Origin of the sequence: Curvibacter cyanobacteriorum, assembly GCF_028649475.1 — a bacterium.
GTDB classification, from domain to species: Bacteria; Pseudomonadota; Gammaproteobacteria; order Burkholderiales; family Burkholderiaceae_C; genus Curvibacter; species Curvibacter cyanobacteriorum.
Genome location: NZ_JAQSIP010000008.1, coordinates 123,904 through 149,305, shown reverse-complemented (window position 1 = coordinate 149,305; position 25,402 = coordinate 123,904). Strand labels below are relative to the sequence as shown.

18 protein-coding genes and 1 CRISPR repeat array (1 of these 19 cut by a window edge) are annotated in these 25,402 nt (G+C 63.7%); of the genes, 13 read left to right on the top strand and 5 right to left on the bottom strand.

Annotated features, from left to right (window positions below; all coding sequences use genetic code 11):
• Window positions 1-31: 31 nt before the first annotated feature.
• From PSQ40_RS16605 to PSQ40_RS16585, 5 genes are all read right to left on the bottom strand, one after another.
• Window positions 32-1,369 carry an ABC transporter substrate-binding protein gene (locus PSQ40_RS16605; RefSeq protein ID WP_273953000.1) on the bottom strand — a complete coding sequence of 446 codons (1,338 nt, stop codon included), beginning with the start codon at window positions 1,367-1,369 and terminating at the stop codon, window positions 32-34.
• Between the two features lie 96 nt (window positions 1,370-1,465).
• The gene (locus PSQ40_RS16600) at window positions 1,466-2,542 is read right to left on the bottom strand and encodes a branched-chain amino acid ABC transporter permease (RefSeq protein WP_273952999.1); all 1,077 of its coding nucleotides are present in this window, start codon (window positions 2,540-2,542) and stop codon (window positions 1,466-1,468) included.
• Window positions 2,543-2,572: 30 nt separating this feature from the next.
• Window positions 2,573-3,502 (bottom strand): branched-chain amino acid ABC transporter permease, encoded by a 930-nt coding sequence (locus tag PSQ40_RS16595; RefSeq protein WP_273952998.1) that lies wholly within the window; start codon window positions 3,500-3,502, stop codon window positions 2,573-2,575.
• A gap of 283 nt (window positions 3,503-3,785) precedes the next feature.
• Window positions 3,786-4,571 (bottom strand): ABC transporter ATP-binding protein, encoded by a 786-nt coding sequence (locus tag PSQ40_RS16590; RefSeq protein ID WP_273952997.1) that lies wholly within the window; start codon window positions 4,569-4,571, stop codon window positions 3,786-3,788.
• Window positions 4,572-4,589: 18 nt separating this feature from the next.
• Window positions 4,590-6,536: an AMP-dependent synthetase/ligase gene (locus PSQ40_RS16585; protein ID WP_273952995.1), complete on the bottom strand. Its 1,947-nt coding sequence runs from the start codon at window positions 6,534-6,536 to the stop codon at window positions 4,590-4,592.
• A 158-nt stretch (window positions 6,537-6,694) separates the two neighbouring features.
• On the opposite strand from PSQ40_RS16585, the gene PSQ40_RS16580 reads away from it, so the two are divergent.
• The 13 genes from PSQ40_RS16580 (at window position 6,695) to cas6f (ending at window position 24,641) form a co-directional block, all read left to right on the top strand.
• On the top strand, window positions 6,695-7,432 hold the full coding sequence (locus PSQ40_RS16580; protein ID WP_273952994.1) for a Crp/Fnr family transcriptional regulator: 738 nt from the start codon (window positions 6,695-6,697) through the stop codon (window positions 7,430-7,432).
• A 172-nt stretch (window positions 7,433-7,604) separates the two neighbouring features.
• On the top strand, window positions 7,605-7,958 hold the full coding sequence (locus PSQ40_RS16575; protein WP_273952993.1) for a PilZ domain-containing protein: 354 nt from the start codon (window positions 7,605-7,607) through the stop codon (window positions 7,956-7,958).
• A gap of 204 nt (window positions 7,959-8,162) precedes the next feature.
• Complete coding sequence (locus PSQ40_RS16570) at window positions 8,163-8,735, top strand: methylamine utilization protein (protein WP_273953067.1); 573 nt, start codon at window positions 8,163-8,165, stop codon at window positions 8,733-8,735.
• A complete protein-coding gene (locus PSQ40_RS16565) occupies window positions 8,732-11,089 on the top strand; it encodes a putative bifunctional diguanylate cyclase/phosphodiesterase (RefSeq protein WP_409338609.1) in 2,358 nt (785 codons plus the stop codon). The genes PSQ40_RS16570 and PSQ40_RS16565 overlap by 4 nt, the downstream gene beginning before the upstream one ends.
• 396 nt (window positions 11,090-11,485) lie before the next feature.
• Complete coding sequence (locus PSQ40_RS16560) at window positions 11,486-12,562, top strand: pseudouridine synthase (RefSeq protein WP_337961837.1); 1,077 nt, start codon at window positions 11,486-11,488, stop codon at window positions 12,560-12,562.
• A gap of 107 nt (window positions 12,563-12,669) precedes the next feature.
• Window positions 12,670-13,602: an exopolyphosphatase gene (locus PSQ40_RS16555; protein ID WP_273952992.1), complete on the top strand. Its 933-nt coding sequence runs from the start codon at window positions 12,670-12,672 to the stop codon at window positions 13,600-13,602.
• Between the two features lie 261 nt (window positions 13,603-13,863).
• On the top strand, window positions 13,864-15,810 hold the full coding sequence (htpG, locus tag PSQ40_RS16550) for a molecular chaperone HtpG (RefSeq protein WP_273952990.1): 1,947 nt from the start codon (window positions 13,864-13,866) through the stop codon (window positions 15,808-15,810).
• A gap of 467 nt (window positions 15,811-16,277) precedes the next feature.
• A complete protein-coding gene (cas1f, locus tag PSQ40_RS16545) occupies window positions 16,278-17,267 on the top strand; it encodes a type I-F CRISPR-associated endonuclease Cas1f (RefSeq protein WP_273952989.1) in 990 nt (329 codons plus the stop codon).
• A gap of 6 nt (window positions 17,268-17,273) precedes the next feature.
• On the top strand, window positions 17,274-20,660 hold the full coding sequence (gene cas3f / locus PSQ40_RS16540) for a type I-F CRISPR-associated helicase Cas3f (protein WP_273952988.1): 3,387 nt from the start codon (window positions 17,274-17,276) through the stop codon (window positions 20,658-20,660).
• A gap of 45 nt (window positions 20,661-20,705) precedes the next feature.
• Window positions 20,706-21,992: a type I-F CRISPR-associated protein Csy1 gene (csy1, locus tag PSQ40_RS16535; protein ID WP_273952987.1), complete on the top strand. Its 1,287-nt coding sequence runs from the start codon at window positions 20,706-20,708 to the stop codon at window positions 21,990-21,992.
• Window positions 21,989-22,996: a type I-F CRISPR-associated protein Csy2 gene (gene csy2, locus PSQ40_RS16530; protein WP_273952986.1), complete on the top strand. Its 1,008-nt coding sequence runs from the start codon at window positions 21,989-21,991 to the stop codon at window positions 22,994-22,996. The genes csy1 and csy2 overlap by 4 nt, the downstream gene beginning before the upstream one ends.
• Window positions 22,997-23,029: 33 nt before the next feature.
• On the top strand, window positions 23,030-24,064 hold the full coding sequence (csy3, locus tag PSQ40_RS16525) for a type I-F CRISPR-associated protein Csy3 (RefSeq protein WP_273952984.1): 1,035 nt from the start codon (window positions 23,030-23,032) through the stop codon (window positions 24,062-24,064).
• Window positions 24,065-24,071: 7 nt separating this feature from the next.
• Window positions 24,072-24,641, top strand: a complete 570-nt coding sequence (gene cas6f, locus PSQ40_RS16520) for a type I-F CRISPR-associated endoribonuclease Cas6/Csy4 (RefSeq protein WP_273952982.1) — start codon at window positions 24,072-24,074, stop codon at window positions 24,639-24,641.
• A gap of 129 nt (window positions 24,642-24,770) precedes the next feature.
• Window positions 24,771-25,402: direct repeats of the CRISPR family, unit length 28 nt; unit sequence GTTCACTGCCGCATAGGCAGCTCAGAAA (it continues 1,976 nt past the right edge of the window).

Here is a 25,402-nt window from a genome sequence, read left to right as displayed (position 1 = left end):
CGGCCGGTGGTTTCACCAGGCCGTCAGGCCATCAGGATTGGCAGTCGGCCGGGGTGCGCGGCGTCAGCTTCTTCTCGGCGGCGTACTTGGCGGCAGCGGCCTTGACCATGGGCTTGATGATCTGCTCATCGCCCTGCATCCAGTCGCTGGTGATCTTCCAGGCCTTGCCGTCCCAGCTGTGGATGCGCGCCCAGTAGGCCCCCATGTGGTCTTGGCACGAGGTGCTGATGGGGCGCAGCACGCCACCGAAGCCCAGCGCATCAAGCTTGGCCTGGGTCAGGTTGAGGTTCTCGAGGCCCCAGCGCACTTGCTCGCCGGTCATGACCTTGCCCTTGCCGAAGCGCTCTTGTGCGGCACGGATGCCTTCGACGGTCAGCATGGCGCTCATGGCACCGCGCAGCCACAGCACCTGGCCCACTTCTTCCTTCGGGCCCGTGCCCTGGCCCTTGGCGTGCAGCGTGGCCAGGGTTTCCTTGACCAGCTTGGCGTCGTAGTCGGCGCTGTTTTGCAGGGCCACGGCGTTGTAGCCCTTGGCGCCTTCGCCCACGTCACGCACATCGGGTTCGGCACCCGACCACCACACGCCGTACATCTTCTCGCGCGGGTAGCCGGTGGCCTGGGCCTCCTTGAGTGCGGTCGAGTTCATCACGCCGAAGCCCCACAGGATGGTGTAGTCGGGGCGCGACTGGCGGATTTGCAGCCAGGTGGCCTTTTGCTCCACGCCCGGGGCCGTCACCGGCAGCAGTTGCAGCTCAAAGCCGTGGGCGCGGGCGCGCTCCTGGATGATGGGCAGGGCTTCCTTGCCGAAGGGGCTGTCGTGGTAGACCAGGGCGATCTTCTTGCCCTTGAGCTTGTCGAGACCGCCTTCTTTCTTGCCAATGGCTTGCACCAGCACGTCGCCAGCGACCCAGTAGTTGCCGGCCAGCGGGAAGTTCCACTTGAACACCGTGCCGTCCGCGCTTTCGCTGCGGCCATAGCCCAGGGTCACCAGCGGGATCTTGTCGGCCGGGGCTTTTTCGGTGATGGCGAACGTGGCGCCGGTGGACCACGGCTGGATCACCGCGGCACCGCCGTTGTTGCCCTTCAGGCGTTCATAGCATTCCACGCTGCGCGCGGTGTCGTAGCCGGTTTCACATTCTTCCACCAGCAGCTTCACGCCGTTGATGCCACCGCGGGCATTGACCAGCTTGTAGTAGTCGACGATGCCGTTGGCGATCGGGGTGCCGTTGGGGGCGTAGGGGCCCGTGCGGTAAGAGAGCACCGGCATGTACTGCTCTTTCGCTTGCGCGAAAGCCGCGCTGCTGAGCAGGGTCGAGCCGCCGAGGGCCAGCACGGCGGTAGCGAGGGCCAATTGACGAAACTTCTTCATGGATGTCTCCTGTTGGTTTTAAGGGGAAGCACAGTCAGTAAACGGATTCAGCGTTCAAAAAGCATCGGGACTTGCGAGCATGGCGTCGGGGTGCACTCAGTGCGGGAAGGGCCACAGACGCAGTTTTTGTTTGGCGGTGGACCACAGCTTGGCCAGGCCATGCGGCTCCACGATCAGGAACCAAACGATCAGGCCGCCGAAGATCATCAGCTCGGCATGCGAGGCGGCGGTGGTCGAGATCTCGTAGCCCGTCAGGCCCGCCAGCAGGGGCAGCAGCTGGTTCAGCACGATGGGCAGGATGACGATGAAGGCGGCGCCAAAAAAGCCCCCCATCACCGAACCCAGGCCACCGATGATCACCATGAACAGCAGCTTGAACGACAGGTCCACCGAGAAGGCCCCGGGCTCCCAGGCGCCGAGGTAGAAGAAGGCCCACAGGGCGCCCGCCACACCGATGATGAAGGAGCTGACCGCGAAGGCGCTGAGCTTGGCGTACATCGGGCGGATGCCGATCACCGCGGCGGCCACGTCCATGTCGCGGATGGCCATCCACTCACGGCCGATGGCGCCGCGCACCAGGTTCTTGGCGGCCAGCGCAATGACCGCCAGCATGCTCAGGCAGAACAGGTACTTGCTGACATCGCTGTCCAGCGGCAGGCCGAACACCTGCAGGTTGGACACCGCCACCGAGCCCGACGAGTTGTCCAGCGTGAACCACTTGATGCGCAGGAACATCCAGTCCGCAAAGAACTGGGCCGCCAGCGTGGCCACCGCCAGGTACAGGCCCTTGACGCGCAGGCTGGGCAGGCCGAACAAGATGCCGAACACGGTGGCGCACAGGCCGCCGAGGATCAGGGTCGGGATCAGCGGCATGCCCGGGATGCGGGCAAAGAAGTTGTAGGCCCCGTAGGCGCCGACCGCCATGAAGGCCCCCGAGCCCAGCGAGATCTGGCCGCAGTAGCCGACCAGGATGTTCACGCCCAGCGCGGCCAGGGCCATGATCACAAACGGAATCAGGATGGCGCGGAACAGGTAGTCGCTGGCCGTGAACGGCACCACGACAAAGGCCAGCACCAGCAGCAAGGCCATGGCGATGCGGTCCTGAGCGATCGGGAAGATCTGCTGGTCGGCCCGGTAGTTGGTCTTGAATTGACCGTTTTCACGGTAGAACATGGTTGTCTCCTGGGAATTCTTGTTGTGGGGTCACACGCGATCGATGATCTTCTCGCCGAACAACCCTTGGGGCCGGAACAGCAGGAACACCAGGGCCAGCACGTAGGCAAACCAGATCTCGATGCCGCCGCCCACGAAGGGGCCGAGGTAGACCTCGGAGAGCTTCTCGCCCACGCCGATGATCAGGCCGCCGATGATGGCGCCGGGCACCGAGGTCAGGCCGCCCAGGATCACCACCGGCAGGGCCCGCAAGGCCACGGTGGCCAGCGAGAACTGCACGCCCAGCTTGCTGCCCCAGATCATCCCGGCCACCAGGGCCACGACGCCGGCCACGCACCACACGATGACCCAGATGCGGTTCAGCGGGATGCCGATCGACTGGGCGGCCTGGTGGTCGTCGGCCACGGCGCGCAGCGCGCGGCCGGTGGCGGTCTTCTGGAAGAACACGCTCAGGGCGGCCACCAGCGCGGCGGCGATGGCGGCGGCGATCACGTCCTCTTTGTTGATCAGGATGCCGCCCTGGAACATCGATTCCAGCGCGAAGATCGGGTCCTTGGGCATGCCGATGTCGATCTTGTAGACGTCGCTGCCAAAGATGCTTTGGCCCAGGCCTTCGAGGAAATAGGTGATGCCCAGGGTGGCCATCAGCAGGGTGGCGCCTTCCTGGTTGACCAGGTGGCGCAGCACCAGGCGTTCGATCAGCCAGGCCACAGCGAACATCACGCCGCCCGCGGCAATGAAGGCCAGCCCGTTCGCGACCACCGGGTGGGTGATGCCGGTCCAGAGCGGAATCCATTCGGCAAAGCGCGCCATCGCGAGTGCCGCGAACAAGACCATCGCGCCCTGCGCGAAGTTGAACACGCCCGAGGCTTTGTAGATCAGCACAAAGCCCAGCGCGACCAGGGAATACAGCATGCCGGCCATCAGGCCGCCAATCAGGGTTTCGAGAAAGAATGCCATAGGGTTCTCCAATCAGATTCGGTTGCCGCCGGGCCGCCCCAAGGCAACCGAGGCCCCCTTGGGGGGCAGCGCAGCACACGAAGTGGCAAGCGTGGGGGTCATGTTCGAGTTGCCGCCGGGCCGCCCCAAGGCAACCGAGGCCCCCCTGGGGGGCAGCGCAGCACACGAAGTGGCAAGCGTGGGGGTCATGTTCGAGTTGCCGCCGGGCCGCCCCAAGGCAACCGAGGCCCCCTTGGGGGGCAGCGCAGCACACGAAGTGGCAAGCGTGGGGGTCGTCATAGCTTCAGTGGGAGGTGCCCAGGTAGGCGCGGATGACGTCTTCGTTGTTGCGCACTTCTTCGGGCGCGCCGTCACCGATCTTCTTGCCGTAGTCCAGTACCACCACGCGGTCGGAGATGTCCATCACCACGCCCATGTCGTGTTCGATCAGCACGATGGTGGTGCCGAACTCGTCGTTGACGTCGAGGATGAAGCGGCACATGTCCTGCTTTTCTTCGACGTTCATGCCCGCCATCGGCTCGTCGAGCAACAGCACCTGCGGCTCCATGGCCAGGGCGCGGCCCAGGTCGACACGCTTTTGCAGGCCGTAGGGCAGTTGGCCCACGGGGGTCTTGCGGTAGGCCTGGATTTCGAGGAAGTCGATGATGCGTTCGACAAACTCGCGGTGCTTGATTTCCTCACGCTCGGCCGGGCCGATGCGCAGGGCTTGCAGCAGCAGGTTGCTTTTGATCTTCAGGTTGCGGCCCGACATGATGTTGTCGAGCACGCTCATGCCCTTGAACAAGGCCAGGTTCTGGAAGGTGCGGGCCACGCCCATCTCGGCCACCTGGCGCGAATTCATGTGGTCAAAGGTCTTGCCCCGGAAGGTGATCGACCCTTCGGACGGGGTGTAGACCCCGTTGATGCAGTTGAGCATCGAGCTCTTGCCGGCGCCGTTGGGGCCGATGATGGAGCGGATCTCGTGCTCGCGCACATTGAAGGAGATGTCGGTCAGCGCCTTCACGCCGCCGAATCTCAGGCTGATGTTCTGCACGTCGAGGATGACGTCGCCGATCTTTTTGGTGCTCATGGGGTGTCAGCTTCCTGCTCAGGCTGCGGTCTTGACCGGGGCAAAGGTTTTGGCGTCCGACAGCTTGAGCGTGGCGCTCACGCTGCCCGTGCGGCCGTCTTCAAACTTGACCTGGGTCTCGATGTACTGCTCGGTCTTGTTGCCGTACAGCGCGTCGACCAGCACGGCGTATTTCTCGCCAATGAAGCCGCGGCGAACCTTGTTGGTGCGGGTCAGTTCGCCGTCGTCGGCGTCCAGCTCCTTGTGCAGCACCAGGAAGCGGCTGACCTGCGAGCCCGCCAGCAGGCTGTCGTTGGCCAGGTCGGCGTTGACCTTCTCGACGCATTCGCGCATCAGTTGGTAGACCTCGGGTTTTTGCGCCAGGTCGGTGTAGCCCGCGTACGCCAGGTTGCGTCGCTCGGCCCAGTTGCCCACGGCGTCGAAGTCGATGTTGAGCATCACGCAGACGCGGTCACGGCCGTCGCCCAGGGCGACCACTTCCTTGATGTGCGGGAAGAACTTGAGTTTGTTCTCGACGTACTTGGGCGCGAACATGGCGCCGTCGTTGGCACCGCCCTTGAGGCGACCCACGTCTTTGACGCGGTCGATGATCTTCAGGTGACCGTGCGCGTCGATGAAGCCCGCGTCGCTGGTGTGGTACCAGCCGTCGGCGGTCAGCACCTCGGCCGTGGCCTTGGGGTTCTTGTAGTACTCCTTGAGCAGGCCCGGCGACTTGACCAGGATTTCACCGTTGTCGGCGACCTTGATCTCCACGCCTTTGCAGGGCACGCCCACGGTGTCGGCGCGGGCCTGGTTGTCGGGCTGCAGGCAGACAAACACGGCGGTTTCGGTCGAGCCGTACAGCTGCTTGAGGTTGATGCCAATCGAGCGGTAGAAGGTGAACAGGTCGGGCCCGATGGCCTCGCCCGCGGTGTAGGCCACCCGCACCCGCGACAGGCCCAGGGTGTTGCGCAGCGGGCCGTACACCAGCAGGTTGCCCAGCCAGTATTGCAGCGACGCCAGCAGGCCAATCGACTGCCCGTCCATGCGTGCGGGGCCAAAGCGGCGCGCGATGTCCATGCAGGCGTGGAACAGCGTGCGCTTGAGCCAGCCCGCGTCTTCCATGCGGATCATCACGCTGGTCAGCAGCCCTTCAAACACGCGCGGTGGCGCAAAGTAATAGGTCGGGCCGACCTCGCGCAGGTCGATGGCCACGGTGGCCGCCGACTCGGGGCAGTTGACCACGTAGCCGCAGACCAGCCACTGCGAATAGCTGAAGATGTTTTGCCCGATCCAGGCCGGGGGCAGGTAGGCCAGCACGTCCTCGTTGGCGCTCAGGTGGTCGAACTCGGCGCCGGCCTGGGCGCGGTCGATCAGGGCCTGGTGGGTGTGCACCACGCCCTTGGGGTTGCCCGTGGTGCCCGAGGTGAAGAACATGGCGCCGACATCGGAGGCCTGGGCCTGTTCGATCTCGCCGCGCCAGAAGTTGGGGTGGTTGCTGGCGAACACGGCGCCGCTGGCCACCAGCTCGTCCAGGGCGCCCAGGCCCGGGTCGACGTAGTTGCGCAGGCCACGCGGGTCGTCGTAGTAGATGTGGCTGAGCGCGGGGTACTGCTCGCGCACTTCCAGCATCTTGTCGACCTGCTCCTGGTCTTCCACCAGGCAGAAGCGCACCTCGGCGTTGTTCAGCGGGAACACGCACTCCGCGGCGGCCGCGTCCTGGTACAGCGGGATCGGGATGGCGCCCAGCGACTGGACCGCCAGCATGGTGGCGTAGAGGCGGGGGCGGTTGGCCCCGATCACCACCATGTGCTCACCCCGCACCAGGCCGGCCTGGTGCAGACCACAGGCGATGTGCTCCACCAGCTTGGCCAGGCTGGACCAGGTCTGGGTTTGCCAGATGCCGTATTCTTTTTCTCGGATCGCGGGCGCTTGGGGCCGTTCGGTCGCATGCTTCAGCAGCAGGCGGGGAAACGTGGTTTGCATGACGGTTCCTTGTCTCCATGAAATGGGGTGGTCCATGGGCCATCCCGTTGATTTACAGGGATCGTAGGCAAGCGTTTGACGTCCTGTTGTCGTTGCGATGACAATTTGTGGGTTATCCCTTGTTCGGACTTTCCCGAGGCTTGTCACCGAGGTTCCGCATGGTCATTGAGTCCCCGCTTTACCAGCGCCGCCGGGCGCCCACGGCCGAGGAGTTGGCCGGTATCCCCTGGCTGAGCCATTTGCAGCCTTCTGAGCGGGAGCGCATCGCGCCCGAGTTGGTGGTGGGGGATGCCTTGCCCGGCGATTACATCTGCCGCATGGGGCGGCCCGTCAACTACTGGTTCGGGGTGGTCGAAGGCCTGCTCAAGATGAGCGCCGACAGCGCCCAGGGCCACCCGATCACCTTCACCGGCGTGCCGCCCGGCGGCTGGTTCGGCGAGGGCACGGCGATGAAGCGCGAACCCTACCGCTACAACATCCAGGCCCTGCGCAAGAGCGTGGTGGCGGGGCTGCCGCTGGAGAGTTTTCACTGGCTGCTGGACCACTCGCTGGGCTTCAACCGCTTTGTCATGAACCAGCTCAATGAGCGGCTGGGGCAGTTCATTGCGGCGCGCGAAATCGACCGCATGAACAACCCCGATGTGCGGGTGGCGCGCAGCCTGGCCGCGCTGTTCAACCCGGTGCTGTACCCGGGCGTGGGCGAGGTGCTGCGCATCACCCAGCAGGAGCTGGCCTACCTGGTGGGCTTGTCGCGCCAGCGCGTCAACGAGGCGCTGCGCAGCCTGGAGCGCCAGCAGATCATCCGCGTCGAGTACGGGGGGCTGCGGGTGCTGTCGGCCGAGGCACTGCGCTCCACCTTGCTGGGCTCGGCCGACACCGGCCGCGAGCGCCGGTGACGCGCCACCAGTCCTCGCCACCAGCCCCCGCCGCCCGGCCCGGCCGGGGCCTGCGCGGAGGCGAGGCGCCCCGTCGGGCGAGCCCCGATAATGCGGGTCCGTTTTTTGAATGCCGCTCAGCCGCCAGGGGCTTGCCCGGGCGCCCGATCCAGGTCTGTTCGCCGTTGATGCCATGAGTGCCCTGCTTCCCATTTCACCGTCGGTTGACCGGCGCATCCAGTCCCGCAAGCTGATCCGCGTGCCGGCGGTGCTGGACATCGCGGGGCGGGCGCCGCTGAGTGTGCGCACGGTCGAGTTGTCGGCCAGTGGCCTGGGCTTGTCGTGCCCGGTCAACCTGGCCCCCGGCCTGATGTGCACGGTGAGCTTTCGCCTGCTGGGGCCGGCCAGCCTGACCGAGCTGGTGCTGCCCGGGCAGCTGACCTACAGCGTGCTGAGCCAGCGCGATGGCGGGTTTCGGATTGGGGTGCAGTTCAAGAACCTCAGCACCGACAACGCGAAGCGGCTGGAGGCCTGTTTAACCATTTGATCGGCCCCGGCCTTGCGCTGGAGGGGGTCCAATGGCCTCATATCCTTGTAGGATGGCAGCTTCAGTTGCCTGAATGGCGCTGTTCCTACCAGCCTGAGGTGCCTTGACGTGACGTTTTTTCATCACTTTGCCGTGTCCGGTGCAGTGTCCGCCTGCCTGTCGCACTGGCGTGGCGCCCGCCGCTCGGTGGTGGGCGGGGCCCTGATGTGGGTGCTGGCCGGGCTGGCCGCGGCGGGCTCGGTGCAGGTCGACGTGCGAGACGCCGCCGGCAAGCCGCTGTCCGAGGCGGTGGTGTTCCTGGAGTCGGCCGAGGCGGCCCGCCTCGTCAAGCCCATGGCGGGCGCCGAGATGGGCCAGCTCGACAAACAGTTTCTCCCCCGTGTGCTGGTGGTGACCCGGGGCACCGAGGTCACCTTCCCCAACCAGGACAAGGTGCGGCACCACGTCTATTCGTTCTCGCCGGCCAAAAAGTTCGAGCTCAAGCTCTATGCCGGCACGCCGGCCAACCCTGTTTTGTTCGATCAGGCCGGTGTGGTGTTGCTGGGCTGCAACATCCATGACGCCATGGTGGGCTGGATTTTGGTGGTCAATACGCCCTACCACGGCGTCAGCCAGGCCGGCAAGTTGAACCTCGACAACGTGCCCGCGGGCACGTACCGACTGCGCACCTGGCACCCCGGCATGGCCGTCGGGGCCCCAGCCTTGGACCAGGCGGTGGTGGTCCCAGCGTCGGGCGCCGTGCCGGTGGCGCTGCGTTTGAGTGGGTTGACGCCTTGAAACTGCGCTTCAAACGTTGGACCGGCAGCCTGATCACCCGGCTGGTGGTCTTTTCTTTGCTGCTTTTGCTGGTGGTGCAGGTGGCCGGGTTTGCGGTGGTGCGTCGCAGCATTGAGTTCAACGCCCGCCAACAGGTGGCGCGCGAACTGGATGTGGCCGAAAACGTCTGGGCCCGCATGCTGGCCCAGAACGTCGAGAAACTGCGCCAAAGCGCCACCTTGCTGGCGTCGGACTTTGGCTTTCGCTCCGCCATCAACTCGGGCGACACCGAGACCGTGCAGTCGGTGCTGGAGAACCACGGCAGCCGCATTGGCGCCACGGTCACGGCGTTCCTGGACACCGGCTTCAAGGTCACCGCCTCCAGCGTCGCCGACGACAAGATGGGCGAGGCCAGCAAGCTGATCGCGGGCCTGCCGGCCTACCTGTCCCAAACCCCGGCCGGGGCGCACCTCACGGTGCTCAATGGCGTGCCCTACCAGTTCGTCATGGTGCCGATGCGTGCGCCCGTCACCATCGGCTGGGTGCTGATGGGGTTCCCGGTGTCGGTGGACCTGGCCAATGAAATGCAGTTGCTGCTCAAGGTCAACGTGGTGATGCTCACCGGGGCCGAACGCGAGCGCAGCCTGGCCGTGTCCACCCTGCCGTCCACCGATGCTGACAGCCTGCTGCGTGGCAAGAACCAGACCGAGACGGTGCTGGGCGACGAGCTGGTCCTGGTGCGCCATGTGCAGCAGGCCAGTTACAGCGGGCAGGTCGAAACCCTCTTGCTGCGCTCGGCCGAAGAGGTGCTGGCGCCCTACCGCCGCCTGCAACTGTTGCTGGCGCTGATCAACGCCGGCGGCCTGCTGCTGTTCGCGGTGGCCAGCTCGTGGATGGCCCAGCGCATCACCTTGCCGCTGCGCGACCTGCTGGACGCCACGCTGCGCCTGGGGCGCGGCGAGTACCAGACCCCCATTCAGCACCTCCACCGCCAAGACGAAATCGGCAACTTGGCGCGCTCGTTTGACCACATGCGCGTCGACATCGACGCCCAGCAAACCGAGATCCGCCACCTGGCGTACTGGGACCGCCTGACCGGCTTGCCCAACCGCGAGCGATTTCGCGATGTGCTGGAGCAGGCGATCGCCGACAACACCGCCTCGGCGCGGCCGGTGGCCGTCATCTCGCTGGACCTGGACCGCTTCAAGCACGTCAACGACGTGCTCGGCTACGCCTTTGGCGACCGGCTGCTGCAGGCCGTGGCTGGGCGGCTGCAACGCCTGGTGACCTCGCCCGAGGACCTGGTGGCGCGCCGCGGCGGCAACGAGTTTGCGGTGCTGCTGCAAGGCGCCGACGCCCAGATGGCGATGGAGTTCACGCAGCGCATCGCGCGCTCGTTCGAGGTGCCGCTGGCCTTTGACGACCAGACCATCGACCTCAGCGCAGGCATGGGCGTGGCCTGCTGGCCGTCCGACGCCGACAGCGCCGACCTGCTGCTCAGCCGATCCGAGATCGCCATGTATGCGGCCAAGCGCAAGCTCAGCGGCGCGCTGCTGTACGACCCGTCGTTTGACTCGGCCAGCAGCCAGATGCTGTCCCTGTTGACCGAGTTGCGGCGCGCGGTCGAAGGCAACGAACTGCGCCTGTTCCTGCAACCCAAGGTCAGCCTGGTCGACGGCACGGTGGTCGCGGCCGAGGCGCTGGTGCGCTGGGAACACCCCCAGCGCGGCCTGGTGCCGCCGATGCAGTTCATCCCGTTTGCCGAGCAAACCGGCTTTGTGCGCAAGCTCACCCTGTGGATGTTCGAAGAAGCCGCGCGCCTGATGGGCGACGCACGCGTGCAGTCGCACCCGCTGAAGATTTCGATCAACCTGTCCACCCGCGACCTGCTGGACCCCGACCTCAGCGTGCGCCTGGGCAGCCTGCTGCAGCGCTACGGCGTGCCGGCCACCCAGTTCTGCCTCGAGATCACCGAGAGCGCGATCATGGACGACCCCCAGCGCGCCGAGACCACCCTGAACCGCTTGTCAGAGCAGGGTTTTCAACTCTCCATCGACGATTTCGGCACGGGCTACTCCTCGCTGGCCTACCTCAAAAGGCTGCCGGTGGACGAGCTCAAGATCGACAAATCCTTCGTCATGGGCATGGAAAAAGACGAGGACGACGCCAAGATCGTGCGCTCCACCATCGACCTCGCGCACAATCTGGGTCTGAGCGTGGTGGCCGAAGGGGTGGAAAATGCCGTCATCCTGGAACGCCTGGCGGACCTGTCATGCGACGAGGCCCAGGGTTACCACATCAGCCGGCCGCTGCCGGCCGAGGCTTTTTTGAGCTGGCGTGCCCAGCGGGCCGAAGCCCCCCTGCCCGAGGCCTGAGCGCCTGTTCCTGCCAACAACACACCGCACCGATCGACTGTCCATCGTTGCGGATTTTTCCTATTCAGCATGTCCGAACCCAAACCCCGCCCCACTTTGCGCGCTCCCCGACCCGACGGCGGCGCCGCCGGCCCACGCCCCAGCCCGGCCCGTTCGCCGGCGCGCTCACCCGCGGGTGAGGGGCGCCGAGCCGGCCCGCCCGCCGGTGGTGGCGCTGGGGGCCAGCGCGCGGCGGGTGACCGGCGTGGCCCGGCCGACCCGCGTGGCGGCCGTGACGCCCGCGATGGCCGCGACAGCCGGGGCCCTCGCGATGCACGCGACGGGCGTGACGGGCGTGACCCCCGCGACGCCCGGGACCCGCGCGACGCGCGTGGTGGCCCCCGCAGCGGTGGCCCGATGGGCGACCCCCGTGGTCCCCGCGGCCCGCGTGGTCCGGCAGACCGCCAGGCGGCGGCCCCGGCCGAGGACAAAACCTTCACCACCCGCACCGGCATCCGCACTTACAACGTGCCGTCCAAACCCACGCCCGTGCCCGTCAAGCGCCCGCCGGCAGGCCCCTTGGCTGGTGGCCCGCGTGGCGCGCCCGCCAGCCGCCAGCCCAGCGGCACTGGTCGCCGTCCGGCCGATGGCCTGGGGGGCGCGCCCACCGGCCCGCGTCCGGACCGCGCGGCGCGGCCGGCCACTGCGGGCGCCACGGTGGGTGAGGGCGACACCCAGCGCCTGAACAAGCGCATGGCCGAACTCGGCATGTGCTCGCGCCGGGAGGCCGACGACTGGGTCGACAAAGGCTGGGTGCGTGTCAATGGCGTGGTGGCCGAGATGGGCCAGCAGGTGCGCCACAGCGACCGCATCGAGATCGACGACCAGGCCCGTGGCCAGCAGGACCAGCAGGTCACCATCCTGTTGCACAAGCCGGTGGGCTACGTCAGCGGCCAGGCCGAGGACGGCCACGAGCCCGCGGTGGTGCTGATCCAGTCGCGCAACCGCTGGGCGGGCGACACCTCACCGCACCGCTTCCAGGTGCCGCACCTGCGTGGCCTGGCCCCGGCCGGGCGGCTGGACATCGACTCGGTGGGCCTGCTGGTGCTGACCCAGGACGGCCGTGTGGCCCGCCAGCTGATTGGCGAGGACTCCGAAACCGAAAAGGAATACCTGGTCCGTGTGACCTACGCGACGCCCCAGGGCGACGTGGCGCTCAATGTGCAGGCGGTGTTCCCGCCCGAGCAGCTGGAGCGCCTGCGCCACGGCCTGAGCCTGGACGGCCAGGCCTTGCGCCCGGCCCAGGTTGACTGGCAAAACCCTGAACAGCTGCGTTTTGTGCTCAAAGAAGGCAAAAAGCGCCAGATTCGCCGCATGTGCGAGCAGGTGGGGCTCAAGGTGGTGGGCCTAAAGCGCATCCGCATCGGTCGCGTGGTGCTGGGCCAGCTGCCGGTCGGCCAGTGGCGCTACCTGGGGGCGCACGAGCAGTTTTGAGGGCGGGTGGCGCCGGATTTGAGCGCCGTCACGTTATCCTTCGCTTGCAATCTGTAACATGGTGCCCGGCGAACCGATTCGCCGCTAACGATTCTTCGGAGATGTGGATGAGCAGCCCCAAATACCGTCTTGTGACCCGCAGCGATTTCGATGGCCTGGTATGCGCCGTGCTGCTCAATGAGCTGGACATGATCGACGAGATCACCTTCGTCCACCCCAAGGACATGCAGGACGGCAAGGTGCCCATCACCGCGCGTGACATCACCACCAACCTGCCCTACGTGCCCGGGGCCCACATGGTGTTTGACCACCACGAGTCCGAAACCGTGCGCAACACCGGCGAGCGAGCCAACCACATCATCGAAGCGCACGCCCCGTCGGCGGCGCGCGTGGTCTACAACCACTTTGGCGGCAAGGCGGCTTTCCCGCGCATCACCGAAGAGATGATGGCGGCGGTCGATCAGGCCGACTCGGCCCAGTATTCGCGTGAAGACGTGCTCGACCCCCAGGGCTGGGTGCTGCTCAATTACCTGATGGACTCGCGCACCGGGCTGGGCCGTTTCCGCGAGTTCCGCATCAGCAACTACACGCTGATGATGGACCTCATCAAGTACTGCCGCGACCACACCATCGAGCAGATCCTGCAATTGCCCGACGTGCAAGAACGCGTCACGCTGTACTTTGACCACGCGGCCCGCGCCAAGGAGCAGATCCTGCGCTGCGCCACCCAGGTGGGCAACCTGGTGGTGCTGGACCTGCGTCAGGAAGAAACCATCTGGGCGGTGAACCGCTTCATGATCTACGCACTGTTCCCCACCGCCAACATCTCGATCCACGTCATGTGGGGTCTGCAAAAGCAAAACACCGTGCTGGCCACGGGCAAGTCCATCCTGGACCGCAGCAGCCGAACCCATGTCGGCAACCTCATGCTCGAGTACGGCGGCGGTGGCCACAACGCGGCCGGCACCTGCCAGATCGCCAACGACAAGGCCGACAGCGTGCTGCAGACCTTGATCCAGCGCATCAACGCCGACGGCTGAGCGGCCGCCCCGGTCCCCATCCCCGCGCGGGCGCCCCTGACGGCGGGTGCCCACCTCACAGGCCGCTTTGGCGGCCTGTTGTCATTGGCACGCCGGTGCGGCCACCGGCACCGCACCCCGCCCCCACCGCAGGCCCTTGAAGAACCGCGGCAGCGCCCATAATTGCGGCCTGCAGGGGGCGACCTGCCCGGAGCCCAGGCGGGCCGGGCCCGGTTCGACCGCCGCTTTTTTCACAGCACCCGATACACCTCAGAAGACACCATGAGCAAACAGACCCTGTCATTCCAGGCCGAAGTGGCCCAACTGCTGCACCTGGTCACCCACTCGCTGTATTCCAACCCCGAGATCTTTCTGCGCGAATTGATCTCCAACGCCAGCGACGCTTGCGACAAGCTGCGTTTTGAAGGCCTCAACAACGCGGCCCTGTTTGAAGACGCGCCCAACCTCGAAGTGCGCGTGGCCTTCGACAAGGCGGCCCGCACCATCACCATCACCGACAACGGCATTGGCCTGTCGCAACAAGAAGCCATCGACAACCTGGGCACCATCGCCAAGAGCGGCACCAAGGAGTTCATGGGCAAGCTCAGCGGCGACCAGAAGGCCGACGCCCAGCTGATCGGCCAGTTTGGCGTGGGCTTCTATTCGGGCTTCATCGTGGCCGACAAGATCACCGTCGAATCGCGCCGCGCCGGCCTCAGCGCCGAAGAAGGCGTGCGCTGGGTCAGCGGTGGCACCGGCGACTTTGAAGTCGACACCATCACCCGCGCCCAACGCGGCACCAGCATCACCCTGCACCTGCGTGACGACGCGGAGGAATACCTCAACGCCTGGAAGCTCAAGTCCGTCATCAGCAAGTACTCTGACCACATCAGCCTGCCCATCCTGATGGAAAAGGAAGAGTGGAAAGAAGGCGAAAACGACCAGCCCGGCGCCATGGTGCCCACCGGCGAATGGGAAGCCATCAACAAGGCCAGCGCCCTGTGGACGCGCCCCAAGAAGGACATCACCGCCGAGCAGTACAACGACTTCTACAAGGCCATCAGCCACGACTTTGAAGACCCGCTGACCTGGGCCCACAACCGCGTCGAAGGCAACACCGAGTACACCCAGCTGCTCTACATCCCGGCCAAGGCCCCGTTCGACCTGTGGAACCGCGACAAGAAAGCCGGCGTCAAGCTGTACGTGAAGCGCGTTTTCATCATGGACGACGCCGAAGCCCTGATGCCCACCTACCTGCGCTTCGTGAAGGGCGTGATCGACTCGGCCGACCTGCCGCTGAACGTCAGCCGTGAGCTGCTGCAAGAAAGCCGCGACGTGCGCGCCATCCGCGAAGGCTCGACCAAGCGCGTGCTGTCGATGCTGGAAGACCTGGCCAAGCACGACAAGCACGACACCACCCCCAACGCCGACGGCGTGACCGATGTGGTCGACCCCGACGACAAGGCCAAGGAAGGCAAGTACACCCGCTTCTACGCCGAGTTTGGCGCCGTGCTCAAGGAAGGCCTGGGCGAAGACTTTGCCAACACCCAGCGCCTGGCCAAGCTGCTGCGCTATGCCAGCACCCAAAGCGACACCGTCAGCGTCAGCCTGGCCGACTACAAGGCCCGCATGAAGGAAGGCCAAGACGCCATCTACTACATCACCGCCGACAACCTGGCCGCCGCCAAGAACAGCCCGCAGCTTGAAGTTTTCAAGAAGAAGGGCATCGAAGTCCTGCTGATGACCGACCGCGTGGACGAGTGGTCGCTCAACTACCTGCAAGAGTTCGACGGCACCCCGCTGCAAAGCGTGGCCAAGGGCGCGGTCGACCTGGGCAAGCTGCAAGACGAAGCCGAAAAGAAGGCCGCCGAAGAGGCAGCCGAAGCCTTCAAGCCCCTGCTGGCCAAGCTCAAGGAAGCCCTGAAGGACAAGGCCGAAGACGTGCGCGTCACCACCCGCTTGGTCGACTCGCCGGCCTGCCTGGTGGTGCAAGACGGTGGCATGAGCACCCAGCTGGCGCGCATGCTCAAGCAAGCCGGCCAAGCCGCCCCGGAAAGCAAGCCTGTGCTGGAAGTGAACGCCGAGCACGCCCTGGTCAAGAAGCTGGACGGCAGCGTGCACTTCAACGACCTGGCCCACATCCTGTTCGACCAGGCCCTGCTGGCCGAAGGTGGCCTGCCGGAAGACCCCGCCGCTTATGTGAAGCGGGTCAACGCCTTGCTGGCCTGAGCTGTGATGGCTGAATGAGCTGATTCATACCCAGCGCGCGTGCCAGGCGCGCTGGTGATGGGTTGCCTGAAACCCCGGTGCTGCGCGTGATGCGCGGGCCGGGGTTTTTTGTTGGGGGCGGCAGGTCCTTGCACACTCTATTGCATTTCTGAAGCATAAAAAACCCTGTGAGTTTGCCTTTGGGGCGGCATCCTCACGTATAAATATAGAAAACAAAAAGTAGATTTTTTAGTGCTGTCTGTGCTGTTGCAGGTTTGCCCTTCTGTTTGACTTTTCTCATCAGGGGCACCTGATTTGCAAGGCATGTTCGCCACAGGGAGCGACATGCTGTGACGGCAGCGATCTCAAAAACCAGTGGTTAAAAAGGTGTGCCAGACACTGTGCCTGTGCTCCCAGGTGGCCAGTCGTCTTGGTTCATTGCTGATTGCAATGCAGTCAATGGCCTGTCAAGCCCAGATACCCGTTTCATGAACGATTTCAGTCCATCCGACCTGAAGAGCATCCTTCATTCCAAACGAGCCAATCTCTATTACCTCGAGCACTGTCGGCTTTTGGTCAAAGGGGGGCGGGTTGAGTATGTGACGGAGCGTGGTAAAGAATCGCTTTATTGGAACATTCCAATTGCCAACACAACGACAGTGCTGTTGGGTACTGGTACGTCAATTACCCAGGCGGCGGTACGTGAGTTGGCCAGGGCGGGGGTGATGCTGGGTTTCTGTGGCGGTGGCGGAACCCCGCTCTTTGCGGGAACCGAATCCTCGATCGAAGTGGCTTGGATTCCCGGGCAGAGTGAGTACCGTCCGACCGAATACCTCCAGCAGTGGGTTCGCTTCTGGTTTGATGATGGACTGAGATTGGCCGCTGCCCGCACTTTTCAAAAAGCCCGTCTGGACCGGCTTGGCACCCATTGGGCCCAGAGCAAGTCGCTGAAAGATCAGGGATTTCAGCCGTCCTTGGATGAGCTGAACGCCCTCATTTTGGCAAGTCGCGAACGGATTACTTCGGCTTCAGATGTCACGGCCTTGCTGACGGAGGAAGGTCGTTTGACCAAGCAGTTGTATCGACTGGCCAGTCAGGCGACTCGCTATGGTGACTTTACCCGCGCCAAACGTGGCGAAAGCCTCGATGCGGCCAACCAGTTTCTCGATCACGGTAATTACCTGGCCTACGGCTTGGGGGCAACGGCCGCCTGGGTTTTAGGGCTGCCTCATTCGCTGGCCGTGCTGCATGGCAAAACACGGCGAGGAGGCCTGGTGTTTGATATTGCCGACCTCATCAAGGACGCCGTCATCTTGCCTCAAGCGTTTGTCTCGGCCGCCAAAGGCCACAGCGAGCAGGAGTTTCGTCAAGCTTGCATCGAAAGCCTGACGCGGACCGAAGCGTTGGATTTCATGATCGACACCCTCAAGCTCACCGCAGCAACGGTCAGTCGGATGGCCCTACTCAGCGAAAAGTGAGCTGCCATGAATGTTCTCTTGATATCGCAGTGTGACAAGCGCGCACTGACGGAGACCCGCCGAATCCTCGACCAGTTTGCCGAGCGACGAGGCGATCGCACTTGGCAAACGCCCATCACGCAGGATGGCTTGGACACCTTGCGTCGCTTGCTGCGTCAAACTGCGCGAAAAAACACGGCCGTCGCCTGCCACTGGATCCGCGGCCTGGATCACAGCGAGCTGCTCTGGACCGTGGGGGACGCCTCGCGCTTCAACGATCAGGGGGCGGTCCCCACCAACACGACGCGACGCAACGTGCTGCGTGCCCACGACCAGAACGACTGGCACCACGGTGACTTGCTGCGCTTGTTGGCTGACATGGCTGGTTTGATGCACGACTTGGGCAAGGCGATCCAGGCATTTCAAGAGCGTTTGATCCATGGGGCGAGCGGCCGCAATCTCATACGCCACGAGTGGGTGTCCTTGCGGTTATTGGAGGCCTTCGTGGGGCGTGATGGTGACGCCGCTTGGTTGGCCCGATTGGCCCAGCCCTCCCAGGCCGATGTGGCGACGTGGACAGAACGGTTGCACCGTGATGTGCCCGGGCAGCCCAATCCTTCCCCTTTCAAGGGCCTCGCCCAGGCGCCCCTGGCTCAGGCGCTGGGGTGGTTGGTGCTGACTCATCACCGTTTGCCGGTGCTACCGTTTGGTGCGCCTTTTCAGGCCAGTTTGCTGGAGGGAGGGCTGGCGCTGGTCAGCGCCAGCTGGAATGAATCGGAGTTCAGCCAAGCAACGCCCGAAGGGCTTCAGCCTTACTGGACCTTTCCGCATGGGCTGCCAGTCGCCACGCCCGAATGGCAGCAGCGGGCAGCTCGCATCGCGCAACGGCTGAGTGCTTATGCCGACACGGAGGCCGCCAAAGGACTGTTGGATAACCCGTTTGTGATGCATTTGGCTCGGCTGAGCCTGATGTTGGCTGACCACCATTACTCCAGCCTTGGCGTCGGATCTGATCTACGGCCTGTGCGTGATCGCGTCATGGTGGCTGCACCGACCGCCTTGTGGGCGAACACCCGTCCTGGCGGCTTGCTCAACCAAACGCTGGATGAGCATTTGGTTGGCGTTGCGCAGCACAGCGCTGAAGTGGCTCGGTTTCTGCCTGAGTTCGAGCGCCACCTGCCGCGTCTGGGCAAGCACCGCAAACTCAAGCAACGTTCCGTCAGTGAGGCCTTTCGGTGGCAGGACAAAGCGGCTGATCTGGCGGCTGGGCTGCGCGAAGCCAGTCAGACCCACGGTGCCTTCATCATCAACATGGCTTCTACGGGCTGTGGCAAGACGTTGGGCAACGCCCGCATCATGTACGCCTTGGCCGACCCCGTGATGGGCATGCGCTGTGCGTTTGCCATGGGGCTGCGGACCTTGACCTTGCAGACTGGCCAGGCGTTTCGCCACTTGCTGGGCCTGGGGGATGACGAGTTGGCCATTCGCGTCGGTGGAGCCCCCAGCAGAACTTTGTTTGAGCACTTTGAGCAGCAGGCCGAAGCCAGTGGTTCGGCCTCACGTCAGTCGCTTTTTGCCGACGACGGCGATGACGGGCATGTGCTCTACGAGGGGCAGCATCATGACCATCCGCTGCTGAGACGCGCGGTGGTCGACCCAGAGGTGCGTAAATTGTTGTTGGCTCCTCTGCTGGTGTGTACCGTCGATCACCTGACGCCCGCCACCGAAAGCCAACGCGGCGGCCGCCAGATCGCACCCATGCTGAGATTGATGAGTGGCGATCTGGTGCTCGACGAACCCGATGACTTTGACTTGGCTGACCTGCCGGCCTTGACTCGCCTGGTGCACTGGGCAGGGCTTTTGGGGGCGCGCGTATTGCTGTCCTCTGCCACCTTGCCGCCAGCCCTGGTGCAGGGGCTGTTCGAGGCTTACGCTGCGGGGCGCCAACAATTTCAAGCCAACCGAGGCGCGCGACCCGCGGCAGGTGCCGCAAATCCGCCAGTCGTTTGCATGTGGGTTGATGAGTTCGCTCGGCAGCATGCCCCGTGTGCTGATGCATCGGATTTTGGGACCCATCACCAGACCTTTGCCCAAGAGCGGGCGTTGGCCTTGGCCCGGCAAGCTGAGTTGTCTCGGCGCCGTGTCGAGTTGCGCCCCCTGGAGGGCTTGAGCGGGCGGCTGGAGGAGGCCTGCCAATCGTTGGCGGCTGCAGCCCTGCAATCCGCTTGCGAACTGCACGCTCAGCATCACAGTGTCGACCCGCACACGGGCAAACGCGTGAGCTTTGGCTTGGTGCGTTTGGCCAATGTCGAGCCGCTCATTCAGGTGGCGATCAGCCTGCTGACCCAAGAGGCTCCGCCGGGCTTGCGAATTCACCTGCGCGCGTATCACTCGCGTCACCCTTTGTTGATCCGTTCAGCCATTGAGCGTCAATTGGACTCCGTGCTGAAGCGGCACCAGCCCAGCGCTGTATTCGACACCCCTGCCGTGCGCGAGCGGCTGCAGTCCAGCACGGAAGAGGATCACCTCTTCGTTGTGTTGGGCTCGCCGGTCACCGAGGTCGGACGTGACCATGATTACGACTGGGCGGTTGTCGAACCGTCTTCGCTGCGATCACTGATACAGCTGTTAGGCCGCGTGCGCCGTCACCGTGCTGGCCCTTGTTTGGGTACCAATGTGCATGTGTTCAGCCGCAATCTGCGCAGCTTCACACACCCCACGCAGGCCGCATTTTGCAGGCCTGGGTTCGAGTCTGATTCGGGCGCTTTTCGCCTGGGGCAGCATGACTTGCGAGCCCTGCTGGATCCACAGGTGCTGGCCACATTGGACGCACGTCCTCGCATTCTTTGTGCTGCGCAGCAGGTTTTGTCACCGCAATCAAGCTTGATTGACCTGGAGCATGCCCGCATGCAAGACCAAATGCTGCCGCGGACCGTGAGCGCAGTCCCCAAATCCGGCCGCAAAGGCGGTACGCCAACATCACCGCCGATCAATGCGAGCAGTTGGTGGCGTCTGCCTCCGAGCGCTGTGTTGTTGACGGGACTCTTGCCTCAACAGCAACCGTTTCGCGACGACGGCATGCCGCCGGATGTGGCTTTGGTGCTGCTGCCCGATGAGAGCGGCGACGAGGCCGTTCTGCACCAGGTCCTGGAACCCAAGCGTGGACGTCGGGGGGACACCCTGTATGTGCGGGTTGAGCGCGAACTGCATCACCCGCTGTCAGACGCGGTCCTCCGCAGCAAAACGATTGTGCCCTGGGGCGTGCTGGATTACATGGCCGAGCTGCGCGATCTGTCTGAGGCCATGGATCGTCCGTTGCGCTGGTGTGCCGAGCGGTTTGGAACCGTCAACGTCAGTGCCCATGAGGCGGGGTGGTGCTCACACCCTGCTTTGGGCTTTTGGAAGGTGAGGTAGTCGAGCGATCTTTGAACTTTCAAACTTTTTAACTCAGGGATAAACATGTCAGCATCAGAACCGAGAGCCCATGCGCTTCGCGCATTGATCTCCGACTTTCTTATCGAGCGTCTGAGTGGCAAGCTAGAGAAGCTGCCCTCCGAAGACCCCAAACGAACAGAACTTCAGGCGCAGTTTCAGCCTGCGGTGTGGCTGGAGGATGCGGCCCGCCGTGTCCAGCAGATTCAGGCTGTCACGCATTCACTGAAACCGATCCACCCCGATGCCAAGGGCAGCAGTTTGTACCGACCACCGAAGGCACTGCTCGAGGGTGATTGGGTTGGTAGCCACTGCCTCGGCGAGTCTTTCGACTCGGATGTGGTGGGCAATGCAGCGGCACTGGACGTTTACAAATTCTTGAAACTCAGTCACGAGGGGCAGAGTTTGCTGGACCTGTCCGTGTCGGGTGACGCCGACTTGGTGGCAGCTTTCAGTGAAGATGAGACGTTGGGCCGTGAATGGGCCGCGGCTTTCGCAGGTCTGGCGGCCGGTCGATCAAAGCTCAGCAGTCACACCAATGCCAAGCAACTTTACTGGTTGCTCGACGACGAAACGCGGTCCGCGCACGACGACGGCGCTTACCACCTGCTAGCGCCTCTGTACCCCACCTCACTGGTACACCGGGTGTACCAACAACTGCAGGATGATCGCTTCAGTGACGAGGCCAAAGCGGCACGTGCAGCGCGCAAAGAAGGGTCGTATCACCCTCGTCCGGTGCGTGAGTATCCCGATCTGGCAATCCAGAAACTGGGCGGAACCAAGCCGCAGAACATCAGCCAGTTGAACAGCGAGCGGCGTGGCGACAACTGTCTGCTGGCCTCGGTTCCCCCGGTCTGGAAGTCAGCGGCAGTGCGTCCTCTGTGGGGTGTGCGCAGCTTGTTCGAGGTGTGGGGGCGACGCCCCAGCGTCCAACAGCCGACACGTCAGTTGCGACGGTTTCTGGAGGGACAACCGCCCGCCAACGAGGTCACTCGGCGGCGTGTGCGCGACACGGTCGAGGCCCTGGTGGATGAGTTGATCCAGTTTCAAGCCGAACTTCTCGGGCTTGAACCTGGCTGGACCCAGTCGAGCGAATGCGAGCTTCCAGCAGCCCAACGTGCCTGGTTGGATCCAGAAGACTTCACTCCTGTGTCCGGTATCGAGCCAGATGCGGGTGACGCGGTTGCCGCGGACTTTGCGCGTTGGCTCAATGCCCAGCTTCGCAGCCTCTTGCCCGTCGGCGACGATGAGTTTGCTGTCTGGCGCAAATTGGCGCGAGAAGCGCTGCGTGCCGTCGAACGGGAGCAGGCATGAACGCAGAGTCAATCAACTCGCCCGAGCATTGGGCCTTGCTGGTGGTGCCTCGTTTGCGGGTCCAGAACGCGAATGCCATCTCAAGTCCCCTGACTTGGGGTTTCCCGGCCATGACCGCCTTCTTGGGTTTGATGACGGCTTTGGAGCGCCGACTGGGGCCTGAATGGGGTGTTCAGTTCAAGGCTGTCGGGGTGATCTGTCACGACTTCGAGGCTCAGGTCACCACCGGTGGATTCACTCGGGCCTTCCACCTCACTCGCAACCCTGTGGGGGCAGATGGCAGTACCGCAGGCATCGTGGAGGAGGGGCGTGTACACCTGGAGCTGACCTTGGTTTTCAGTGTGCGCATTGCTTCAGCTCGACTTGATGATGCTGAACGCCAGCAACTGTTGGACCGCGTGGTGCTCGAGTTGGCGGGTATGCGTTTGGCTGGTGGCAGTGTCATGCCGGCCTTGCCGGGTGCCCGTGGACGACGCCCCAAGCCCTATCTGGAGCTGGAGGCCGAAGATGAACTCGCGCAACGGCAGCAACTGCGCAAACTGGCGCGCACCTGCCTACCCGGTTTTGCCCTGGTGTCGCGCGATGATCTGCTGCGAGCGCGGTTGGCCGGCCTGCATGCGGAAGGTGCGACCGGAGCCACTGCGCTGGACGCTTGGTTGGACTTGTCGCGATGGAATCACCGCGCTGTCCAATCAGGTGAGGACGGGGCCGTCACATGGCAAACCGATGGGCGTGTGGGGTGGACGGTGCCCATTCCTGTGGGCTATGCCGCGCTGTCGGACTTGTTTGCACCAGGCGCTGTGGCTGGTGCGCGTGACAACCGAACGCCGTTTCGCTTTGTGGAGACCATCTGGTCCATGGGCCAGTGGGTCAGCCCGCACCGCCTCCGGAACCTTGACGACTTGTTCTGGTACGCCCGTGTGGAGGGCGATGGCCCTCACACGACCTACCGCTGCTGCAACGACTTCAACCCAAGTGATCAAGCGCTGGAAACCGACGCTTGACCCCCATTCGTACAAATTCTAGGAATTCACATCATGGCTACAAACACGACCCTCAAGACCGCTTCCGTTCTGGCTTTTGAGCGCAAGTTGGACCCCTCAGATGCGCTGCTGTTCTCCGGCCTTTGGAATGCGCGACAAAGCGAGTCCGGGTGGGCGCCTGTGGTGGTTCGCGAAAAGTCGGTGCGCGGCACCATTTCCAATCGCCTCAAGACCAAAGACCAAGACGCTGCCAAGCTCGACGCAGCCATCGAGAACCCTAACCTGCAAACTGTGGATGTCGCCACTTTGCCCGCAGACGCTGACACCTTGAAAGTGACTTTCTCGTTGCGCGTTTTGAGTGGTGCCGGGACCCCGAATGCCTGCAACAACGCGGACTACCAGGCCAAACTGTTGGGCACCGTGCGTGACTATGTGCAGCGTGTCGGCTTCGCGGAGCTGGCCTCACGCTATGCCTACAACCTGGCCAACGGCCGATTCCTGTGGCGCAATCGGGTGGGTGCCGAACAGGTGGAGGTCTTGGTCCAGCACATGGTCAATGGCGCGCCGCAAAGCAGCTGGACGTTTGATGGCCTGGGCTTGTCGCTGCGCGATTTCACCCCAGGCGTTGCCGCCGAAGCCTTGCAGGAGCTGGGTGATTTGATCGCCTCCGGCTTGAATGGTCAGAGCCATGTGTTGCTGCAGGTCACGGCGTTCGCCCGTTTGGGATCCGGTCAGGAAGTCTATCCGTCACAAGAGCTGATTCTGGACAAGGCCAGCTCGGGCAAAAGCAAGACGCTGTATACCGTGAGCGGCGTGGCGGGCATTCACTCCCAGAAGTTGGGCAATGCCATCCGCACCATTGACACCTGGCATCCAGAGGTGGCCGAGGTGGGCCCGATCGCCGTGGAACCCTACGGCTCCATCACCACGTTGGGCAAAGCGTGCCGCAAGCCCGCTGACAAGATCGACTTCTACAACCTGTTGGACAACTGGCTGCTCAAAGACAAGGTGCCCGCTTTGGAGCAGCAGCACTTTGTGATAGCCACCCTGATTCGTGGTGGTGTTTTTGGCGACGCAGGTAAGGATTGAGGCCCCCATGCTGACGCATTACCTTGACGTCCATTTGTTGCCCGATCCTGAGTTTGCGCCTCATCACTTGTTAACCGCCTTGTATGCCAAGCTGCACCGTGCATTGGTGCAGTTGCAGAGCCAAGGCTTGGCAGTGGGGTTTCCTGGCTACAGCGATCGGCCCCTGGGACTTGGACAAACCCTGCGTGTGTTTGGCTCACCGGATGCTTTGGCTCAACTCATGGCCAGTCCTTGGCTGAAGGGCATGGCGGACCATGTGACGGTGGATCCGGTGTTGGCACCTGTTCCGGTGAGCGCAGAGCACCGGCGACTGTCCCGTGTTCAAGCCAAGAGCAACCCTGAGCGCCTGCGCCGTCGCCAGATGAAGCGCCATGGTTTGACACCTGAACAAGCCCGTGAACGGGTGCCCGACAGTGCGGCGGAGACCTTGAGCCTGCCATTCCTGTCGGTTCAAAGTGCCAGCACTGGGCAGCGCTTTTTGATGTTCTTGCGCCTGGGGCCAGTGCAGGCCGACCCGGTACATGGCGACTTCAATGCTTATGGATTGAGCACCACGGCCACCACGCCCTGGTTCTGACCCTTTTTTCCAGCGCCCGTGCAAGTCCTTGTGAATCAAGGACTTGCACGCGTTGATTAAAACTTGGGTTTTGTCTGCGGGTTGTTGCTTTTGCTTTGAGATTCAATGACTTAGCAAGAGTCGACTTGAGTTCACTGCCGCATAGGCAGCTCAGAAAAATCCAGGGCCTTGCTGACCGCGTTCACACGTGTTCACTGCCGCATAGGCAGCTCAGAAATTGGCCTCATCAATGGTGGCATGCAGCCGGGCGTTCACTGCCGCATAGGCAGCTCAGAAAAGTCTGGAAAGGAAGTAGATCAGGACGAAAAGGTTCACTGCCGCATAGGCAGCTCAGAAAAAGATATGGGCTAGGCCAATAACCCGGATCCTGTTCACTGCCGCATAGGCAGCTCAGAAAAGCATCACTCACACGATCCGGAGCGCTGCAATGTTCACTGCCGCATAGGCAGCTCAGAAATGGCTGGCCGAGTTCTGCGCCGCGGTGAGCTCGTTCACTGCCGCATAGGCAGCTCAGAAACGTTGTCCTGGCGATCATTCCTTTGCTTGGCTGTTCACTGCCGCATAGGCAGCTCAGAAATGGTCCGCCGACACCATGGGCGCCAAATTCCGGTTCACTGCCGCATAGGCAGCTCAGAAAATCAAAGATTGGACGCTCGGCGCCGTCACCGGGTTCACTGCCGCATAGGCAGCTCAGAAATTCCAACGCAGCCGCCTGCTTGTCGATGTTGGGTTCACTGCCGCATAGGCAGCTCAGAAAAAGT

Excerpts from the sequence above, each read along its gene's own strand:
- PSQ40_RS16555 (WP_273952992.1), top strand. The coding sequence starts at position 12,670 with ATGAGCAGCCCCAAATACCGTCTTGTGACCCGCAGCGATTTCGATGGC.
- PSQ40_RS16595 (WP_273952998.1), bottom strand. The coding sequence starts at position 3,502 with ATGGCATTCTTTCTCGAAACCCTGATTGGCGGCCTGATGGCCGGCATG.
- PSQ40_RS16600 (WP_273952999.1), bottom strand. The coding sequence starts at position 2,542 with ATGTTCTACCGTGAAAACGGTCAATTCAAGACCAACTACCGGGCCGAC.
- cas3f (WP_273952988.1), top strand. The coding sequence starts at position 17,274 with ATGAATGTTCTCTTGATATCGCAGTGTGACAAGCGCGCACTGACGGAG.
- htpG (WP_273952990.1), top strand. The coding sequence starts at position 13,864 with ATGAGCAAACAGACCCTGTCATTCCAGGCCGAAGTGGCCCAACTGCTG.
- PSQ40_RS16580 (WP_273952994.1), top strand. The coding sequence starts at position 6,695 with ATGGTCATTGAGTCCCCGCTTTACCAGCGCCGCCGGGCGCCCACGGCC.
- PSQ40_RS16590 (WP_273952997.1), bottom strand. The coding sequence starts at position 4,571 with ATGAGCACCAAAAAGATCGGCGACGTCATCCTCGACGTGCAGAACATC.
- csy3 (WP_273952984.1), top strand. The coding sequence starts at position 23,030 with ATGGCTACAAACACGACCCTCAAGACCGCTTCCGTTCTGGCTTTTGAG.
- PSQ40_RS16605 (WP_273953000.1), bottom strand. The coding sequence starts at position 1,369 with ATGAAGAAGTTTCGTCAATTGGCCCTCGCTACCGCCGTGCTGGCCCTC.
- PSQ40_RS16575 (WP_273952993.1), top strand. The coding sequence starts at position 7,605 with ATGAGTGCCCTGCTTCCCATTTCACCGTCGGTTGACCGGCGCATCCAG.
- PSQ40_RS16585 (WP_273952995.1), bottom strand. The coding sequence starts at position 6,536 with ATGCAAACCACGTTTCCCCGCCTGCTGCTGAAGCATGCGACCGAACGG.
- PSQ40_RS16560 (WP_337961837.1), top strand. The coding sequence starts at position 11,486 with ATGGGCGACCCCCGTGGTCCCCGCGGCCCGCGTGGTCCGGCAGACCGC.
- csy2 (WP_273952986.1), top strand. The coding sequence starts at position 21,989 with ATGAACGCAGAGTCAATCAACTCGCCCGAGCATTGGGCCTTGCTGGTG.
- PSQ40_RS16570 (WP_273953067.1), top strand. The coding sequence starts at position 8,163 with ATGTGGGTGCTGGCCGGGCTGGCCGCGGCGGGCTCGGTGCAGGTCGAC.
- cas6f (WP_273952982.1), top strand. The coding sequence starts at position 24,072 with ATGCTGACGCATTACCTTGACGTCCATTTGTTGCCCGATCCTGAGTTT.
- csy1 (WP_273952987.1), top strand. The coding sequence starts at position 20,706 with ATGTCAGCATCAGAACCGAGAGCCCATGCGCTTCGCGCATTGATCTCC.
- cas1f (WP_273952989.1), top strand. The coding sequence starts at position 16,278 with ATGAACGATTTCAGTCCATCCGACCTGAAGAGCATCCTTCATTCCAAA.